11 protein-coding genes are annotated in these 19,001 nt (G+C 49.5%); 7 read left to right on the top strand and 4 right to left on the bottom strand.

Annotated elements, in window-relative coordinates:
- The first annotated feature begins 4 nt into the window (after positions 1 to 4).
- The 6 genes from AC5YB1_RS10955 (at position 5) to AC5YB1_RS10980 (ending at position 13,401) form a co-directional block, all read left to right on the top strand.
- A complete protein-coding gene (locus tag AC5YB1_RS10955) occupies positions 5 to 1,096 on the top strand; it encodes a DUF58 domain-containing protein (RefSeq protein WP_494519193.1) in 1,092 nt (363 codons plus the stop codon).
- Entirely contained in the window at positions 1,089 to 3,122 is a 2,034-nt protein-coding gene (locus tag AC5YB1_RS10960; RefSeq protein ID WP_494519194.1) for a transglutaminase TgpA family protein, read from the top strand. The genes AC5YB1_RS10955 and AC5YB1_RS10960 overlap by 8 nt, the downstream gene beginning before the upstream one ends.
- 147 nt (positions 3,123 to 3,269) lie before the next feature.
- Positions 3,270 to 6,752 (top strand): exodeoxyribonuclease V subunit gamma, encoded by a 3,483-nt coding sequence (gene recC, locus AC5YB1_RS10965; RefSeq protein WP_494519195.1) that lies wholly within the window; start codon positions 3,270 to 3,272, stop codon positions 6,750 to 6,752.
- A 1-nt stretch (position 6,753) separates the two neighbouring features.
- The gene (recB, locus tag AC5YB1_RS10970) at positions 6,754 to 10,347 is read left to right on the top strand and encodes an exodeoxyribonuclease V subunit beta (RefSeq protein ID WP_494519196.1); all 3,594 of its coding nucleotides are present in this window, start codon (positions 6,754 to 6,756) and stop codon (positions 10,345 to 10,347) included.
- Positions 10,344 to 12,260: an exodeoxyribonuclease V subunit alpha gene (recD, locus tag AC5YB1_RS10975; protein ID WP_494519197.1), complete on the top strand. Its 1,917-nt coding sequence runs from the start codon at positions 10,344 to 10,346 to the stop codon at positions 12,258 to 12,260. The genes recB and recD overlap by 4 nt, the downstream gene beginning before the upstream one ends.
- Before the next feature lie 130 nt (positions 12,261 to 12,390).
- Positions 12,391 to 13,401 carry a D-alanine--D-alanine ligase gene (locus tag AC5YB1_RS10980; RefSeq protein ID WP_494519198.1) on the top strand — a complete coding sequence of 337 codons (1,011 nt, stop codon included), beginning with the start codon at positions 12,391 to 12,393 and terminating at the stop codon, positions 13,399 to 13,401.
- 141 nt (positions 13,402 to 13,542) lie between these two features.
- On the opposite strand, the gene AC5YB1_RS10985 is transcribed toward AC5YB1_RS10980, so the two are convergent.
- From AC5YB1_RS10985 to AC5YB1_RS10995, 3 genes are all read right to left on the bottom strand, one after another.
- Positions 13,543 to 13,986 carry an Hsp20 family protein gene (locus tag AC5YB1_RS10985; RefSeq protein WP_494519199.1) on the bottom strand — a complete coding sequence of 148 codons (444 nt, stop codon included), beginning with the start codon at positions 13,984 to 13,986 and terminating at the stop codon, positions 13,543 to 13,545.
- A gap of 375 nt (positions 13,987 to 14,361) precedes the next feature.
- A complete protein-coding gene (ushA, locus tag AC5YB1_RS10990) occupies positions 14,362 to 16,077 on the bottom strand; it encodes a bifunctional UDP-sugar hydrolase/5'-nucleotidase UshA (protein WP_494521624.1) in 1,716 nt (571 codons plus the stop codon).
- Between the two features lie 588 nt (positions 16,078 to 16,665).
- Positions 16,666 to 17,337: an alpha/beta hydrolase gene (locus tag AC5YB1_RS10995; RefSeq protein WP_494519200.1), complete on the bottom strand. Its 672-nt coding sequence runs from the start codon at positions 17,335 to 17,337 to the stop codon at positions 16,666 to 16,668.
- Positions 17,338 to 17,599: 262 nt separating this feature from the next.
- On the opposite strand from AC5YB1_RS10995, the gene AC5YB1_RS11000 reads away from it, so the two are divergent.
- Positions 17,600 to 18,592 carry a glutathione S-transferase family protein gene (locus AC5YB1_RS11000; RefSeq protein WP_494519201.1) on the top strand — a complete coding sequence of 331 codons (993 nt, stop codon included), beginning with the start codon at positions 17,600 to 17,602 and terminating at the stop codon, positions 18,590 to 18,592.
- A gap of 85 nt (positions 18,593 to 18,677) precedes the next feature.
- On the opposite strand, the gene AC5YB1_RS11005 is transcribed toward AC5YB1_RS11000, so the two are convergent.
- Positions 18,678 to 18,902: a DUF3389 family protein gene (locus AC5YB1_RS11005; protein WP_494519202.1), complete on the bottom strand. Its 225-nt coding sequence runs from the start codon at positions 18,900 to 18,902 to the stop codon at positions 18,678 to 18,680.
- Positions 18,903 to 19,001: the final 99 nt, after the last annotated feature.

Consider the following 19,001-nt stretch of genomic DNA (forward strand, 5'->3'; position numbering starts at 1 on the left):
TCCGATGCAACAGGCTAAGGCTGGACTCAAACCTTATCAACGCTGGTGGCAACACTGGTTGTCGCGCCGCTTACCTGCGCAGTCCCCAATAACCTTAGCGCATAAGAGTATTTTCATTTTGCCGAGCGCATTTGGATTATGTTGGCTTGGGGTGGTGGTACTGTTATTTCTGTTTGGTACCAACTACCAAAACAATTTAGTGATAGGCCTAAGCCTCTTACTACTGAGTATCTTTAATACTTGTATTATCTACAGTTACCGCAATCTCGCAGGCCTTACCCTTAACGCTGCACAGGGCCCCGCGGTCTATGCGGGGGAAGATGTGCTCTATCCTGTTGAGTTAACGGCTAAGCAAGCCCAACACCAAATCCAATTGCGTTATGGCAATAATGCGCCGCTTAGCGCGGCGCGTGTCGATGATAAAAAACAGCGCTTATTATTGCCCTTTACCAATCAAGGTCGTGGCTGGATCCACCCAGGTCGATTAACCGTTGAGACTCGCTACCCGTTGGGATTATGCCGCGCTTGGTCGGTTATCGATTTGGCCAACCGCCAACTGGTATTTGCGGCGCCTAAAGCGGTAATGACACCACTTCGCCAACATGCAACTCACGCCCATGAGCAAGCTCATCTAAAGGGAAGTTTGGCGGCGGGGGTGGAAGAATTTAATACCTTAAAGCCCTATGTCAACGGCGAGTCGCTCAACCAAATCGCATGGAAACAGTTGGCGCAAGGCCGAGGTATGCTCACCAAATCATTTGGTGAGCCCGTGAGCGCGCCCACCTGGTTAATACTCAACGCCCAGCATCCTGACATTGAGCAGCACCTCAGTGAACTGACATGGACGGTAGACACCTTATCGCAAACTCAGCAGGTATTTGGTTTACAGCTCCCGATGCACACTATTGCTCCCAATAGCGGCGCAGCACATCGGCTGCAATGCCTCACCGCGCTAGCCGTCTACCCGGAGGTTCCCAACGCTGTCAGCTCAGGTTCACCGCACGTAATGTTCCACGCCAAGCAGCCGAGCTATACACAAGCAAATGCTACTACACCAGAGAAGCCGACAAGCTCGCAGGAGCAGCATAATGGCTGATCAGCAGGAGATCATCACGCGCCACACGCTCGCCTGGTTACTACTGGTTAATATTGCCGTGCTGGCGCCGCTGCACGATAAAATGACCAGTTGGACTCTCGCCATCTGCGCCATCTGTTTCGTCTGGCGTGTGGGCATTTTTAGCGCCAAAGTCGCTCGTCCACCGCGCTATCTGGTCACCCTGATCGCGCTTGCATCGGCCGCTACGTTAGTGTTAGTCACCAGCCAAATAGGCATGCTCAATGGTTTGATTAACTTACTGATTTTAGGTTACGCACTTAAGTATATCGAGATGCGAGACCGCCGCGATGTGCGCGCGGTCGTCATGGTCGGCTTTTTCTTAATCGCCATCACCTTTATCGAAAAACAAAGTCTGTTGTTTACCCTACAACTGACCCTAGTCGCCACCCTTAATTTAGCGGTGTTACTCAGTTTATACCGTGAAAATGAGGCGATGATGCATACCGCCAAGCGGGCGAGTCAGCTGCTGTTACAAAGCGTGCCACTGGCGATCCTGTTATTTATCGTGCTACCGCGATTCCCCCCACTGTGGTTGGTGCCTAACGCCAATAACGCCACTACAGGACTGTCAGATACGGTTTCCTTCGGTGATATCAACCAATTAACCCGTTCGCCTGCACTGGCGTTTCGGGTCAGCTTCGACAACGAACCGCCACAGCACAAACAACGCTATTGGCGCGCCTTAGTGATGGAGCATTATGACGGTAAAAGCTGGACCCCATCTGCGGCAATAAAGCAGCTTGAAGCCAACCCCAGTCAAGCTAAAGCGGCGCAAAGGCAACGCCCTGTAGGTCAAGCATTGCAATATCAAGTGATCGCCGAGCCCAGTCATCAGCACTGGTTATTTGGCCTAGACCTTGCCTACAGCCCAAGCGATGGGGTGATTAACCTACCCGACGGTCGGCTATACGCCATAAGCTCGGTGGAGCAGCAATACCAATATCGCGTCGCCTCCTACACTGAGGCGAGTTTAGACAGCCAGTTAAGCGAGGCGCAAATCCAAGGTAATTTACAGTTACCCGCACGCAGTAATCCCAAAACGCTAGCGTTAGCCGAACGGTTTAAGCAAAGCTATCCAGATCCTCAGCAGCGTATGGCTGCCATGATGCGCTATTTCAATGAGTCACCCTATTACTATACTTTGCAGCCGCCACCCGTTGGACCACAGCAGATAGATGATTTTCTGTTTGAAAACCAAGCGGGCTTTTGCGTGCATTATGCTAGCGCCCTCGCCTTTATGGCGCGTCAAACTGGCATTCCAGCCCGCTTAGTGACCGGATACCAAGGCGGAGAGTGGAACCAAAGCGCACAATATCTCAGCGTGTATCAATATATGGCCCATGCTTGGATCGAAGCATGGCTTCCTGGCCACGGCTGGACCCGATTTGATCCCACCGCTATGATTGCGCCAGAGCGCGTCGAACAGGGATTTGATGCCTTTTTTAATCCCGCAGATAGCTATCTACAAGAGCGTCCTTTTAGTAGTTTGCGGCTCAGACAATACCCCTTACTTAACCAGCTCAGGTTATCCATTGCCAGTATCGACTACTACTGGAGCAAATGGGTATTAGGCTTTGATAACCAGCGTCAGCAGCAACTGCTTAAACGCCTGCTGGGCGATGTTGACAGTACTAAACTGGCCATATTGATTATCTGTACCATGGCCCTTATTGGCGTCGCTATTGCCTACAGTGTTGGATTATTGCAGTTTCAACGCCAGCCAGACCGACTTAAAGCAGGCTTCGATGCCATCACCGCCTTGCTGGCAAAAAAAGGCCTGCCCCGTGAAACCGACGAACCGCCGCTGCGTTATGCTCAGCGCGTTGCAACGCACTTGCCGACACTCGCCGTCCCCTTGCAGCGGTATATCGACTGTTACATGGCGTTAAAATACCAGCCTCACAGCCCTAGTGAGCGCCAAGCGTTACAACAGCAGATAACGAGGTATCGCAGGCAGTTACGCTTGGCGATATTAAGCCTTGATAGCCGCCAAGCTACGCGCTGATGTTTTTTCAGGCAAATGTTTGTTTCACTCGATAAAATTGACCTTGATGATTGGCTATCAAGCATTAACACCATAGAATAACCCCTATAAGTTTGTCACTCTTGGCGCACACCTTCGCGCGCAGCATCATAAAGATAAAGGCCCACTATGCTTTACTTGGTTCAGTCAAATCGAATGGAATCGTTAGCCCAATTATTGGCTGATGAGCTGAAATCGCCTCAAGCCATGGACTCGCTGTTATCGTGCGAGCAAATTTTGGTGCAAAGCCCGGGCATGTCCACTTGGCTGCGTCTGGCGATTGCGCAGCACAACCACATTGCTGCGGCGCTCGAATTCCCCCTGCCTTCCAGCTTTATCTGGCAATTGTGTCACACCCTACTGCCTAACGTGCCCAAAGAAAATGCCTACACCAAAGCGGCGATGACCTGGAAATTAATGGAGCTGTTGCCGCAGTTGCTGGCACAACCTGTGTTTGCGCCCCTAAGACACTATCTAGATGATGATGCCATCACAGATGATCTCAACGCGACTCACTCGCTTAAGCTGTATCAGTTATGCGGTCAAATCGCCGATATTTTTGACCAATACTTGGTCTATCGCCCCGATTGGATTTTAGCTTGGGAGGCCAATGAGCCGTTGCTGCCACCCAAAAATGAGCGCCTTAGCCCAGCACAAGAGTGGCAACCTGTACTCTGGCGCGCGCTTATCCAATACAACAATCAAGAGTTAGGCCAAAGCACCTACCACAGGGCCAACCTGCATCAGGCACTGTTTGATACCTTAGATGATCCTAACTGCGACTTAAGTGGCTTACCTCGACGACTGTTTGTGTTTGGTATCTCATCCATGGCACCGCAAACCCTAGAGGTGCTCTATTTCTTAGCCAAACGCATCGATGTGGTGATGCTCAACCTCAGCCCTTGTCAGCATTATTGGGGCGACATTGTCGACCCTCGTCTGCGCGCCCGTATGGCGCTGCAATATGCAGATAAGCAGCAACTGTGTATGGACTGGGAAGATAAACTGGAAGTGGGTAACCCTTTGCTTGCCAATAATGGCAAGATGGGCCGTGAACTGCTGGATTTGATCCTCGAACTGCCTGAAGAAGATACCAATTTTAACTTCGAATGCTATCAAGATCCCGGCAATAACACCCTATTACACGGCGTGCAGCAAGATATTTTGGAGCTTACCACCCGCGGTAAGAGCCTTGGCCCCGATGGCGAGCTCTATTTAAGCCTCGAAGGGCGGCGACGGTTACCCGCCAATGATGACTCTATCACCCTTCGAAGCTGCCACAGTGCGCTGCGCGAAATTGAAACCCTGCATGATCATTTATTGGCGCTACTGGCACAGCAAGAGGGCAGCGAAACGCCCATCAGCCCGAAAGACATAGTGGTGATGATGCCTGATGTTGCGGCCTACGCGCCCTATATCGACGCCGTGTTTGCGGCTAAAAGTGGCGCGCACTATATCCCTTACGCCATTGCCGATCGCGGTGCCGCCCAAGAGTCGCCCTTGATCAGCAGCTTTTTACACCTGTTAACCCTAAATCAGAGCCGCTTCGCCCTCACCGATATTTTAGCCATTGTGGAAGTGCCAGCGGTACTGCGCCGCTTCGATATTAGTGATGATGAACTGGGTATTATTCGTCGTTGGTTAGAACAAGCTGGCGTGCGTTGGGGCCGTGATGCCAAGGCGCGTCAGGCACAACAACTGCCCGCCTTTGAGCAAAATTCTTGGGCCTTTGGTATTAAGCGATTGATTTTAGGTTACAGCTTTAGCGATCACGCCCCTATCTACCAAGACAACTTGGCGTTAGAGGGCATTGAAGGTCAATCGGCTCAGGCCTTAGGCAAGTTACTCAATTTTATCGAAGCGCTCGATGAATTTACTCTGGCGCTCAATCAGCCTTGCTCGCTCAATGAGCGTATCGCCCAGCTGCAGCAGTTAGTCGATGAGTTTTATGATTGTGATGAGGAGGAGCTTAATCAAGAGCAAGCCATTCGCAGCGCCATTAGCCGCCTAAGTGAAGAGCTAAACCAGAGCCAATACAGCAGCGAACTGGATATTAGCGTACTGCAAAATTGGTTTGTTAGCCAACTGTCAGAATCCCGCGTTGGTCAACGTTATTTAGCCGGTAGTGTCAATTTTTGTACCTTAATGCCGATGCGCTCTATTCCCTTTAAGGTGGTGTGTTTACTGGGGATGAACGATGGTGTCTACCCTAGGGTACAACATCCGGTAGGCTTTGATTTAGTTGCACAGTTTGGTGCGCGCAAAGGCGATCGTTCACGCCGACTCGACGACAGATACCTGTTTTTAGAAGCCATGTTATCGGCAAGGCAACAACTGTATATTAGCTACATAGGTCATAGTGAGCGCGATAACAGTGAGCGCATCCCCTCGATGCTGGTCTCAGAGCTGATAGAATATTGCCAGCTGTGTTACCTGCCTGCATCGCTCGAAGCTACGGTTAATGCGCCAGACTCTGACTCTGGCACTGTCGATATTGATGCCATTGAAAAAACCATTGCCGCGCAGTTGATAAAACAGCAGCCGCTACAGCCCTTTGATGAGCGTCTGTATCAAGCCGGCCAAGGCTTACAGCACAGTTATAGCCAGCAATGGTGCCCCGTTGCCAGTCACAGCAGCGACACGCAAGGCCAACAGAGCCGCTTTATTGAGCAAGCGCTCAAGGTTAGCAGTGATGATGACAGCCGTGAAATCGAGCTCTCGGCGTTGATCCGCTTTTATCGTAATCCCGCGCAGTATTTCTTTAACCGCTCGCTGAAACTGGATTTAGGCTTAGCTATTCAAGCCGATGACAATGATGAGCCTTTTAGCCTCAATCCATTATCTCGCTACAAGTTGCAAGCCCACTTGATTGATGATGCCATTAAGCGGCAGCAAGAGCTGCCCGACGAGCAACTGCTCCATAAACTCAAACTGGCGGGCCAACTGCCCCTAGCGCCGTTTGACGATCTGCTGCTTAATCAATATCTACACGATATTAAACCCATTATCGGCAGAGCTAACTACCTCAAAGGCGAACAATCCCACGCGCTAGAGATCGCTATCGCCCTCAACGATAGCCGCCAAAGCCACCTAGTGGGGCGGATAGACTCGCTATCGGCCAAAGGGCTCGTCAATTATCGTCCAGGCACGGCCAACGCCCGCGATCTTATTCGGGTTTATTTGCGCCACCTTTGTCTTAACGCCATGGGCACCCAAGCCATTGGCGACAGTTATCTGCTCGATATTGGCCATTTTTATGGGTTTGCCCCAATTACGTGCGAGCAAGCCATCAATCAGCTCAGTGTGTGGGTCGACTACTTTCACCGTGGCCAACATCAGCCGTTGATGTTTATTCCGCGCACGGCCATGAGCTATGTCGAAGCCGAAGGCGACCACACAGGCAAACTTGCCGAGGCGCAGAAACAGTGGCTTGATGATCAAGGTGCCATGGGTGAAGGGCTCGAACCCCATTACCAGCGCCTATTTCGTTTTCCAGAAGATTTCACTGAGGCCCAATTTGGCGAGCCTGCCACAACACTATTATCGCCCTTAATTAGCCTGCTTTATAAGGCGCCATTAAGTGAGCTGGCCACCTTTGTGGAGGGACGCTAACATGAGCACCACCATACTCAACACCCTTACCCTCCCTTTTGACGGCACCCGTCTTATTGAAGCCAGCGCCGGCACAGGTAAAACCTATACTATCGCGGGCCTATATGTGCGCCTATTGCTGGGTCATGGTTGCCCGCAGCCACTGCGCTGCGAGCAAATATTAGTGGTGACCTTTACCAATGCCGCCACAGGTGAACTGAGGGATCGCATTCGTAAAAAAATCCAGCTGGCTTATCGCTGTTTTATTGGCCTGCCCGTGAGCGATCCCCTGATTGAGCAGCTCTACGCACAGACCCCAGCAGAGCAGCTACCGCTGGCGCGTAAACGACTCGATTTGGCGCTTAAATCCCTCGATGAGGCGGCCATTTTTACTATTCATGGTTTCTGTCAGCGCATATTAGCCGACATGGCGTTTGAATCGGGTTTGCTGTTTGAGTCTGAATTTACCCTCGATGATAGTGAGTTTTTACACCATGCGGTGCGCGATTTCTGGCGAGAAACCTGCTATCCACTGCCCGGCTATCTTGCCCAAATTGTGCAAGGTAAGTTTAGCGATCCCGATGGATTGGCCCAGCAACTCAGGCCGCTGCTCGGCGCCAGTCAAGCCAAAGCGACTCCCACGCCGCAACCCTTTAAACTGATAGCCCAGGCGCTGAGCCAAAGCCTGAGTCGCTTAAGACTCATCTGGCCGCGTGAGCGCGATGCACTCGAGCAACTCTTGCTGCAGCTGCCGCTCAATGGAGTGCGGTTTGGTAAAAAAGATCAAGGTTTTCCCAAACTCGCTGCCATGTTAGCGGCGATGGACAATTGGGCTCATCATGGCCAATCACTGCCCGATAGCAAAGTGCTCGATGCGCTCGCGTTAAGCCAGCTTAAACTCAATAAAGGCGGCGAGATCCCAACGGCTGAGCAAGCGCCACTGTTGGCCCATATCGACAATCTGAATCAATTGATAACTCAGTTTGTGCCCAGCTTTCTGTTTGCGGCGCGCCAAGGGATCTCGAGCCGTTTTGCAAAGCAAAAACAAGAGCGTAATCTGCTGACACCCGACGATCTGCTGCTCACCCTTGCGGGTGCACTGAGCGCGCAGAGTAAAGATAACAACGACGCAGCGCAGAGTCTGGCTCACAGCATCGCCCAGCGTTTTCCTATTGCGCTTATCGATGAGTTTCAAGATACCGATCCACTGCAGTATCAAATTTTTAGCCACATCTATCAGCAGGGCGAAAACCTAGCGCATCCGGCGCAAAGCTTATTGATGATTGGCGATCCCAAGCAGGCCATTTACGCCTTTAGGGGCGCCGATATTCACACCTATATTGACGCTCGCCAGCAGGCTCAAGCCCACTACAGCTTAGACACTAACTTCCGCTCTAGTCGCAATATGATAGCCGGCGTTAATCAGTTATTTGGCCAACATCACGATCCCTTTATTAGCGAAGCGATTCCGTTTGAGATCGTGGCGCCCTCTCCCTTTGCCGATAACAAACGTTTAATCGAGGCCAATAGCGATAACAGTGCACTGCGGCTCAAACTGCTCGGTGAAGATCCCGACAAAGGGCTCAATAAAGCCACCGCGAGAAGTTTGCTCGCCGAAGATGCCTGTAATGAGATAGCCAGACTATTAACCGAGGCGCAGCAAGGTTTATGCCTGCTGGACGATAACCCCCTTAGGGCCAAAGACATTGCGGTGCTGGTTCGAGACCGTAACGAAGCCGCCTACATTAAAGCCGCCCTCAGCGAGCGCCAGATAGGCGCGGTGTTTCTCAGCCGTGACAGTGTATTTGCCACCCTCGAAGCTAAAGAGCTGGCACTGGTGTTGGTCGCGATTGCTAATCCAAAGGATGAGCGCGCGCTAAGAAGCGCGCTGGCCACCCAGCTGCTGGGCTACAATGCCGAAGCTATTCATCAATTTAACCTCGATGAAGACAGCCGACAGCAACTGCTGGAACAATTTAATGGCTTGCAGCAGATCTGGCAAAAACGCGGCATTATGCCCTGTTTATTGGCCATGGCCAGCGATACCGCGCTTATTCAGCGGCTGTTAAGTACCGCTGACGGCCAGCGCCGCTTAACCGACTTTAGGCATTTAGGCGAACTGTTACAGCAAAAAGCCAGCGAGCTTGACGGGATCAGCGCCCTGCTCAATTGGTATCAGCAGGCGCTGCTCGACAGCCACAGCACAGAAGAAGCGCAGCTCAGGCTCGAAAGCGAGCAAAACCTTGTGCAGATAGTCACCATCCATAAGAGTAAGGGGCTAGAATACCCAGTTTGCTTTGTGCCCTTTGTCAGCCTTGCCCGCGACAACCGCCGTAAGCCGGCCCCCATGTTGTACCACCAAGATAACCAACTGCTGTGGGACATAGAGCAGAGTGATGAGGGCTGGGCGCGGCATAAACGGGAAACGCTGGCCGAAGATTTGCGCTTACTCTACGTGGCGTTAACTCGCCCCGTACTCGCCTGTTATCTGTATGTGGCAAACCACTCGCGCTACACCAAAAAAGCGGGCATTAGCAGCCAACTACACGAAACCGCCATTGGCTATCTGCTTGGCATTGAAGAGGCCAAATGTGAATTTAGCGATATACAAGCGCGTGCCCAAGCCTTGGCAAGTGATGCGTTAAGTGTCACCAGCATCGAGGAAATAGCCAGCGCCACAGTGCTGGCGCCAACGAGTGTCGATAACCTAAGCCTAGCGCCTAAGGCACTGCGACGCCTTCAAACCACCCCATGGCGGGTCGGCAGTTATTCGGGGCTGGTAAAAAACCAAGCCCATGAACGTGTCATGCCCGGCGGTGACGATGAGGCCTTTCCTGAGCTCAAGGTGATTGAAGATGATCTCGATAACCAGATGTCACGTTTCACCTTCGAGCGCGGCGCCAATGCAGGTAGCTTTATGCACTTGGTATTAGAGCTGATTGATTTTACCCGCGCCGATGTCACGCTACAGGAGCAACTGCCCATAGCGATGGAAAAATTTGGCATCGATAGCGTCTGGCAACCTGTGCTGCACCCGTGGTATATGGACCTGCTCGCTGCGCCGCTCAATGACAGTGGCCTGTGCTTGGCGCAACTTCCAGCAAGCAAAACCTTAGTCGAAATGGAATTTTACCTACCGATATCGCACTTACAGGCCAGCGCATTGAATCAACTACTTAGCGAGTTTGGTTATAGCGCCGAACTCAGCTTCGATGCACTACAGGGCATGCTAAAAGGCTTTATCGATTTAACCTTCGAATATCAGGGCCAATTTTACATTGCCGATTATAAGTCCAATCATTTGGGTAACGATGTGAGTCATTATCATCAAGGCCAGATGCAACAGGCCATTAGTAGCCACCGTTATGACTTGCAATACATCCTCTACACCTTGGCGCTGCACCGCTACCTTAAGCTGCGCTTAGCCAACTATTGTTACGATCAGCATATCGGCGGATGTTACTACCTATTTTTACGCGGTATGTCACAGCAAGCACCTGGTGCTGGGGTGTTTTATGATAAACCCAGCCAAGCCCTGATAGAGCGACTCGACCATCTATTCCAAGCCCCCCATCAGCCTTTGGGCAGTGGGACATCTACGGAGCTCGCACTATGATAACCTTAGAGCAACCCTTAACGGCACTGTTAAAACAGTGGGAACAAGAACGACTATTAACCCCACTCGATCGCCATTTTGCACTGCAGATGAGTACGCTGCATCCGAGCAGCAATGAGCTGTTTATCTTGATCTGCGCCCTGCTCAGCCGCCAACTGTCACTGCAGCATAGCTGCCTGCCCATTGAGCAGATCGATGTCGACAACCCCATGAGTGAGCAGCAAGCTCAGTGCCGTATCACCTTAAGTCCACAGGAGATCATCGCTGAGCTGAGTCGCTGCGATGCGGTCGGCTTAGCGCCGGAGCAACTCGATAAACCGCTGATCCTTGATGGTTCCAACCTCTACTTGCAACGTTATTACCAGTTTGAATCTCGCGTGGGCCAGCAACTCAATGCCTTAGCCCAGCCCATTAGCGTGAGTGATATCGGCGCAAGCACCAATATGCTCGCCAGCTTATTTGCCCCTACCGAGAGGCAATATGACTGGCAAAAAATCGCCACGGCCACAGCGCTCACTCAAAAGCTGGCGGTGATCACGGGCGGCCCTGGGACGGGTAAAACCACCACAGTGACTAAGCTACTGTTGTTATTGTGTCAGCAAGAGACCATGACTATCCGCCTCGTTGCGCCCACGGGTAAGGCCGCAGCGCGATTAAGTGAGTCGATTAAAGCCTCTAAAGCGCGCCTAGCCACTGAACTGGCCCCCTTCAGTGACATTATCGATCTTAACGCATTGCAACAGGTGCCAGAGGAAGCCTCGACGCTACACCGTTTACTGGGGGTTATTCCCAACTCACACCGTTTCCGCCACGATAGCGACAACCCAATGCGACTGGATCTCTTGGTGGTCGATGAAGCCTCAATGGTGGATCTGCCTATGATGTATAAACTCCTTAATGCCTTGCCTAGTCATGCTCGGCTTATTTTACTTGGCGATCAGGATCAGCTGGCGTCGGTAGAAGCTGGCGCTGTGCTGGCCGATATTTGCGCTGGGTTAAAAGAGAGAAATGGTCAATGGTCAATGCGCTACTCGCAAGATAAGGCTGCATTACTCAGCCAGCTCACGGGGACAGATCTTAATGGTTTTGTCAGCGAATCACCCCAGCTCGGTGACAGTTTGGCGATGCTGATGCACAGCCACCGCTTTAAGGGGGATGCCGGTATTGGTCAACTGGCCAGCGCCGTTAACATCAGTGATTTAGCGGCCATAATGCAGGTCTGGCAGCGCGGTTATCAGGAACTGCTGTGGATTGAGCATCAGATTCATCAGCAAGCCAATTTGGGCTTAAACGCCTTGCTCGAGCGCAGCGTGGCGCAATATCGTCACTACCTTGAGGCGATCACTCAAGCGCAAGATGCCATGAGTATTATCGACAGCTTCAATCGTTACCGCGTGCTGTGCGCCATGCGCGCTGGTGAATATGGCGTCGATGGCATTAATGCCAGTATCACCCAGGCCCTCGCCAAGGAAAAATTGGTCAACCCGGCCACTGAATTTTATGCAGGGCGGCCGGTGATCATCCAAAGTAACGATTATAACCTTGGTCTGTTTAATGGTGATATCGGCATTATTTTGCCCGATGCCCATAACCAACATCGCTTAATGGCCCATTTTGTTCAAGCCGATGGCACCTTACTCAAAGTGTTACCGGCGCGCCTGCCAAGCCACGACACCTGTTATGCGATGACAGTGCATAAAAGCCAAGGCAGCGAATTTAGCCACGTGGCGTTAGTCATGCCACCTCGCCCAAGTGTCGCCCAGCGGCAACTGCTCACCAAAGAGTTGGTGTATACGGCGATCACTCGCGCTAAACACCATTTTACCTGTTTAGGTAGCCAGCGCGTGTTTGAACAAGCATGCAGCCAAGCCACACTGCGCGCATCAGGACTGGCGAAACGCTTATGGCAGTGACAGCATAAAATAGGCTGCAAGCCTATAAAATCGTCAAACGATAACGGCGCTTGATAGCAAAACTTGCATAAAATTATTAGCGCGTCATAGTGCATCATAACATCTACATTCAGTTGTAAACGGAGACCCGATGAGTCCGACCAATCTATTATTGTTATGTGGTGGTGGCGGTGATGAACACGCTATCTCACTGTTGTCAGCTAACTATTTTGAAACTTCGCTGGCAAAATTAGACCAAGTGAATGTGCTGCGTGTCGAACTGGACGGCCATGGTCAGTACACCACCAAAGACGGCCACCGCTGTGAGCTCACTAATCGTAAAGAGATCCGTTTCGAAGATGACAGCATAGCGCCTTGGCCTGTGGATTACGTCATCCCTTGTATACATGGCTATCCGGGTGAAACGGGTGATATTCAATCCTATTTTGAACTCATAAAACTGCCCTATTTTGGCTGTAACTCAGAAGGTTCGAGTAACTGTTTTAACAAGGTCACCGCAAAAATGTGGTTTAGCGCACTGGGGATCCCCAATACCCCCTACCTGTTTTTAAATCAACTCGATGCCGATGCCATTAAACAAACGCAGCAAGCCTTGGCGGACTGGGGCTCAATTTTCATTAAAGCCGCCTCACAAGGCTCATCTGTTGGCTGCTACCGAGTTGATGATGCAACGCTTATCCAAACTACGCTGACCGATGCCTTTCAATATTCCCCCTATGTGGTCGTTGAAAAAACCATCAAGGCTCGGGAATTAGAGGTGGCTGTCTATCAATATAAAGGGCAGACAGTGGCGACCCTGCCCGGTGAAGTGATCTGTGCTGGCGACACTTTTTATACCTTCGATGAAAAATATGCAGCTAACAGTAAGGCCACTACACAAGTGGTTGCCGATGTTTCGCCGGCTATCGCCCAACAAATACAGCAGTATGCCATCAAAGTATTTGATGGCATGAAACTGCGTCATTTGTCACGTATCGACTTTTTCTTAACCGAGCAAGGTGAGATCTTACTCAATGAGATCAATACCTTTCCGGGCTTAACTCCAATCTCTATGTTTCCTAAGATGCTAGCCAACCATGGCGACGATTTTAGTGCGTTTTTACACGAAACCATTATGGCGGGGTTATCGGCGGAAAAATAACCGCCTCATGAGCTTATCCTGAGGCGTAGGTTGTAAGGTGTTATGCGTCATTAGCACCGATTGAGTACAAAAAAGGGAGCCAAGGCTCCCTTTTTTGTTTGTGTGAGCAATGCTGGCTAAGCCGCATTGGCTAAGGCGGTATTACTCTTTATTGAGTAAACCTGAGTGGTTGATCTCAATTTTACGAGGTTTGAGCATCTCAGGGATCTCACGTTTGAGATCGATATTGAGTAAGCCGTTTTCTAAATTAGCACCAATCACGGTGACATAATCGGCTAACTGGAATGTACGCTCAAAACCACGCTCAGCAATACCTTGATATAAGTACTTGCGTTGTTCATTGGCTTGTTCCGCCTTTGTGCCCTTCACAATCAATTTATCACCTTCGCTGGTGATCTCTAATTCTGGCATCGAAAAGCCGGCTACAGCCATAGTAATACGGTAACGGTTTTCGCTGAGTAACTCGATATTATAAGGTGGGTAACCTGAGTTACCTTTGTTCGCTGCTGCATGCTCTGCAAGCTGAGCTAAACGGTCATAGCCAATGGCACTGCGATAAAGTGGAGATAGATCATAATTACGCATTTTTATATCCTTGTATTAAGCAATATAGTGAAAATTTGGCCGACCGCCCATATAGTGGGCTTGAGTCGCACCGTTTGACTGCCACTTCGATCACGTTAATTCACTGAGGGTGACAGCCCTGTTAATGGTCGATTGCACAGCCCCAAAGGCACTGTATTTCAATCGACCCGAAAGCCTCATTGAGCGCTTCCTACAGACTATATAGGGATAGGCCAAATTGTTTTCAAGTCATCAATGCAAAAAATTTTATCGCGTCTAACTTATCTATTAACCGCCAATAAAAAAGCAGCCTTGCGGCTGCTTTTACGCTGTAAAGTGTAACGGTAATAACCCTAACGCCTTTGGCATAAGCAAGGTGTTAGTTAAATCATGTCATTACTCTGCTGCACAACTTGCAACGACTTTACCCGCTTTAGTGAACGTGAGCTCGCCATCTACCGGCGCATAATCGGCTATCGATAGGCTTGGGTTTTTAACGAAGTAATCACGGAATACCGCGGCATCGGTCAACTGAGTGTCAATATAATTTGGGTGTTGGTTAACGATAGGATAATCATCACCACCCGCTGCACTAAAATGGATCAGTGCAAAGGTGTAATTTTGCTCTAGATCAAAGGCGCGGCCACCTAATTGAGCAATATCGACAGTCCCTGCATCACAATTAACCTGCATTGCGACTTTGTTGAATTGTGGGTAACCACCACCGGTTTTAACAGCAACAGCGGCCAGGTAATCTTGCACTTCAGCGCCGGTCATGGTGACGTATGACACAAAATTACCAAATGGCTGCACGGTCAGTACATCACGATAAGAAATATCACCTTGTGCAATCGATGCGCGAATACCGCCAGAGTTCATTACGCCAAAATCGGCCGTCACATTAAAGTTATTGGTCACAAATTCAGAATATGCGGTTGTCAGTAATTGACCTAGGTTAGTTTGCTGAGCGCGTACTACATTTCGCTCACCTTCAAATACCCCATCGGTGTACGAGATCACCACATCAAGCAACTCTTGACCGCGCTCTTGGTAAGGCTTGAGCATGGCATACACATCTTGGTCTTGCTCAATCTCTTCGGTCACGTAGACCAATTCACCAGCGTCATCTTTGGTCTTTAAGTTAATTGGGATCAACTTATAACTTGCCAGCGTTAGCTCACCGTCTAGGTATTCAAAATCGGCGCGGCCCACATATTTGCCCCACTCATGGGCTTGCATGATATAGGTGCCATTTTGCACATCAGGTTTACACTCATCACCAGGTTTGAAGTCGGCATATTCGCTACCTTCCATACACACTGGATTTTGCGAATGACCACCAATAATGGCTTGTAATTGGCCAGCCTCCACTGAGCGGGCTAACAACACATCACCAGGGGCCTCAGTACCATGATTACCGTTGGCGTAATGGCCCATGTGGGTTAGTGCAAATACCATATCCACAGTTTCATTTTGTTCAATTTCAGCTAATACTTTTTTAAGCTCGACCTGTGGATCGGTAAAGCTTAGTGGCTCAACATTTTCGGGGTTAACAATTTTAGGTGTATCAACGGTTGTGAAACCGACAATGGCCACTTTAACACCATCAAGCTCAAACACACGGTAGGGTTCAAAATAGCGCTCACCGCTATTTTTATGGTAAATGTTAGCCGCTAACATGGGGAATCTCGCCAGCGTTTGCTGCATATCGAGCACATCTAATGAGTTATCAAACTCATGGTTACCCACAGCCATTGCATCGTATTCCAATAAGTTCATGCCGACAAAATCGGGAATAGCCTGTTGCATATCAGACTCTGGAACACCGGTATTGATATCACCACCAGACAAAACGATGGCTTGGCCACCACGGCTTTCAACTTCGTCTTTAATCTGTTCGATGACCGTCATACGAGCGGCCATACCATATTCGCCTTTGCTGTTTTGCCAAAAACGACCGTGGTTATCGTTGGTGTGGATCACAGTAAATGTTTTACAAGCATCACCTGCAAGTTCACATGCTGTTTTAACTTGATCATCATCGCTATTACAACCAGCAAGTGCAGCGAGCACTGCTGTCGCAACTAATCCTTTAATAAGCTTATTCATTATTACATCAACCCCTAATTTTAGTTTTTAATAACCATTATTCTTGTGCCGGCGAATCGGAGTTATCGCCAGCCAATATAATAACAAACATTACACCTAAATTGTGGCATTTTTATGAACAAGCTTGAGCTAACTCATTATTTTAAAACAATTTTATCAATGCCATTGTTCGTTGACAAAAACAAGGGCATTTAAAACTAAAAAACAAACACAAACATTAGCGCTTCACTTTGAAATAAAATCGCTACATTTAAATCACTTACACAAGCCAAGCTGGCATTACCCAGCATCCTCTTTGCAAAACAACAAAGCAGTAACAACCCTCTAGTGATTGCTACGAAAATGAAACTTTTATGCTTTTTATTGGTTAACTCAAGGTCATTATTGCTGGTTAAAGCGTCAATAGGAGCGATGCCTGTGTGTGGATGCTTAACAGCACGCCACAAAAGTGATTTGCGGCGCGCTTAACTTAGGAGACTAGATAAGCGCGATATAGCGTTAACGGTTTAAGTGGAAGGTACAGCTTAACGCCGTACGGATCTGGAGCCGTTCACGTCGCAACATGGCTTAACATAAGTAGTTAATTGATGCTTAGCTCAAACACTCAGTTAACCAGCGGCCAATATCTTGTAGCTGATTAGGCAGCACGCTATGCCCCATAGGATAGGTTTGCCACTGGGTTGGATAACCTGCGGCGCGAATGAGCTCAAATGCCGCCAGCCCTAAAGATAACGGTACCACCTCATCTTGCTCACCGTGCTGCTGTAAAATAGGCGTCGTTAAATTGGCTTCACTTAGCTGCGTTGGTAATGCATTGCCTGTTGGCAGATAACAAGAAAGCGCCATGATCCCAGCTAATTTTTTAGGGTAACGTAATCCGGTAAATAGGCTCATCACCCCACCTTGACTGAAGCCTGCTAAGACAATGTTCTCTGCTGGGATCCCAGCTGCTACCTGTTGATCGATTAAAGCGGCGATTGCTCTTTCTGAATGCAACACGCCAGGCATATCGGCGCGATTATCCATGTCCATCCCTTTGATATCATACCAAGCGGGCATGACATACCCTTGGTTAATGGTCACAGCCATAGTGGGAGCATTAGGGAAAATAAACCGCACAGCTAGCGCATCTGGCATGCCCAACATGGGGACTACTGGGGCAAAACCTGCCCCTGAATCTCCCAATCCATGTAACCAGATCACGCAAGCTTTAGCGGCTGACTTGGGTTCTATGGTGATCTGCTCTAATGGCTGATTCGACATTTTTATATCCTTTAACAAGAAATGGTTGATTGTTTACGGTAGTGATGATGCAAATATTGGCGATTCACTATCAGGCAATTGAGCACACTTAAGGGGAATGGCCAACAAAGGCTAAGCCAATCCGCTGGTGCGCAATCATAACAGGAAGGCTGAATACGCCCAACTATTCGAAAAATTCGATATTTTAAGGCCGTTTTCTGGCCTTTTTATTTCGTTGGTGGGCTTATACACTCAATAGACCAGCAAATAATGAGGCAAACTAATGGGATTACTACAAGGTGGTAAGTGGATCGACCAATGGTACGACACAGAAAAAAACGAGGGGCAATTTGTAAGAGAAGATGCCGCCTTTCGTCATTGGATAACAAAGCCAACCCCTGACAACCCTCACCCCACATTTGCACCTCAATCGGGCCGTTACCATCTCTATGTTTCGCTGGCCTGCCCGTGGGCACACCGCACCTTAATTTTTAGGTCATTAAAGTCACTGCAATCACATATCGATGTGACCGTAGTGGAGCCGCATATGTTGGCTAATGGCTGGGAGTTTAGTGGGCCAAACCAGAGTAGTGATGCCATACATATTGACGGGGCTGAGCCAGATAGCCTTAATGGCCATGATTACCTATATCAGCTGTACCAACAAGCAAAAGCGGATCATAGTGGCCGAGTTACCGTGCCAGTGTTATGGGATAAGCACCACAACACCATTGTCAGTAACGAGTCGTCGGAGATCATCCGCATGTTTAACGATACGTTTGACGATATTACGGGCAATACCACCGACTTTTACCCCAGTAAACTTCGAGCAGAAATCGATACGCTAAATGACTGGATATACCAAACCATTAATAATGGCGTCTATAAAGTGGGGTTTGCGACCACTCAACATGCCTATGCGCAGGCATTTGATACCCTGTTTAGTGCGCTCGATACTTTAGAGCAACGCCTGACGACCCAACGATATCTCACCGGTGATACCATCACCGAAGCCGATTGGCGCCTGTTTACCACGCTTATCCGTTTCGATGCTGTGTACGTGGGCCACTTTAAGACCAACCGCAACAGGCTGGCCGATATGCCTGCCATTCACGCTTATATGAAAGCACTGTATCAATACCCCGGGATTGCAGAAACGGTTAATTTTGAACACATTAAGCAGCACTACTATTTCAGCCATGGGCAAATTAATCCCACTCGAATTGTGCCTGTAGGGCCAAGGCTGGATCTACTCAGTCCCCATGGTCGTGATTAAGGTCGTTTCAATGCGCCATCAGAATATGCTTAGTGAGAGCCACCATGGTTAAATATTGATGTAGTAGCTTAAATTGCCAGCGAGCTTAGCCGTCAATGCCAAGCTCGTTTGCCACGTCATCGAACTGTTCGATAGAGTCGAGTTTAATGCTCCAACGTACTGCGCCCGCATCGGCCACTATGGTGAGCGCGCTGCGGATCAGCTTAATGTCTTCTGCCATGGCATATAAAGATACCCCCGTTGCCGAGAGCAATATTTGCACCTCCTGCATCGACACCACAATCTTACCTTGAGCGAAATTAATCACCATTATTAGACCCGTCTTCTAGCGTTGAGTAGGAACATAAAAAAACCCAAACGCTTGTCTGGGTTTTTAGCGATATGGCACTTAATTTTCACCTTAGCCTCA

Source organism: Shewanella sp. 433 (assembly GCF_059338565.1).

Coding starts and splice junctions, on each gene's coding strand:
- AC5YB1_RS10980 (WP_494519198.1), top strand. CDS start 12,391: ATGAGTCCGACCAATCTATTATTGTTATGTGGTGGTGGCGGTGATGAA.
- AC5YB1_RS11005 (WP_494519202.1), bottom strand. CDS start 18,902: ATGGTGATTAATTTCGCTCAAGGTAAGATTGTGGTGTCGATGCAGGAG.
- AC5YB1_RS10985 (WP_494519199.1), bottom strand. CDS start 13,986: ATGCGTAATTATGATCTATCTCCACTTTATCGCAGTGCCATTGGCTAT.
- AC5YB1_RS10960 (WP_494519194.1), top strand. CDS start 1,089: ATGGCTGATCAGCAGGAGATCATCACGCGCCACACGCTCGCCTGGTTA.
- AC5YB1_RS10995 (WP_494519200.1), bottom strand. CDS start 17,337: ATGTCGAATCAGCCATTAGAGCAGATCACCATAGAACCCAAGTCAGCC.
- AC5YB1_RS11000 (WP_494519201.1), top strand. CDS start 17,600: ATGGGATTACTACAAGGTGGTAAGTGGATCGACCAATGGTACGACACA.
- recC (WP_494519195.1), top strand. CDS start 3,270: ATGCTTTACTTGGTTCAGTCAAATCGAATGGAATCGTTAGCCCAATTA.
- AC5YB1_RS10955 (WP_494519193.1), top strand. CDS start 5: ATGCAACAGGCTAAGGCTGGACTCAAACCTTATCAACGCTGGTGGCAA.
- recB (WP_494519196.1), top strand. CDS start 6,754: ATGAGCACCACCATACTCAACACCCTTACCCTCCCTTTTGACGGCACC.
- recD (WP_494519197.1), top strand. CDS start 10,344: ATGATAACCTTAGAGCAACCCTTAACGGCACTGTTAAAACAGTGGGAA.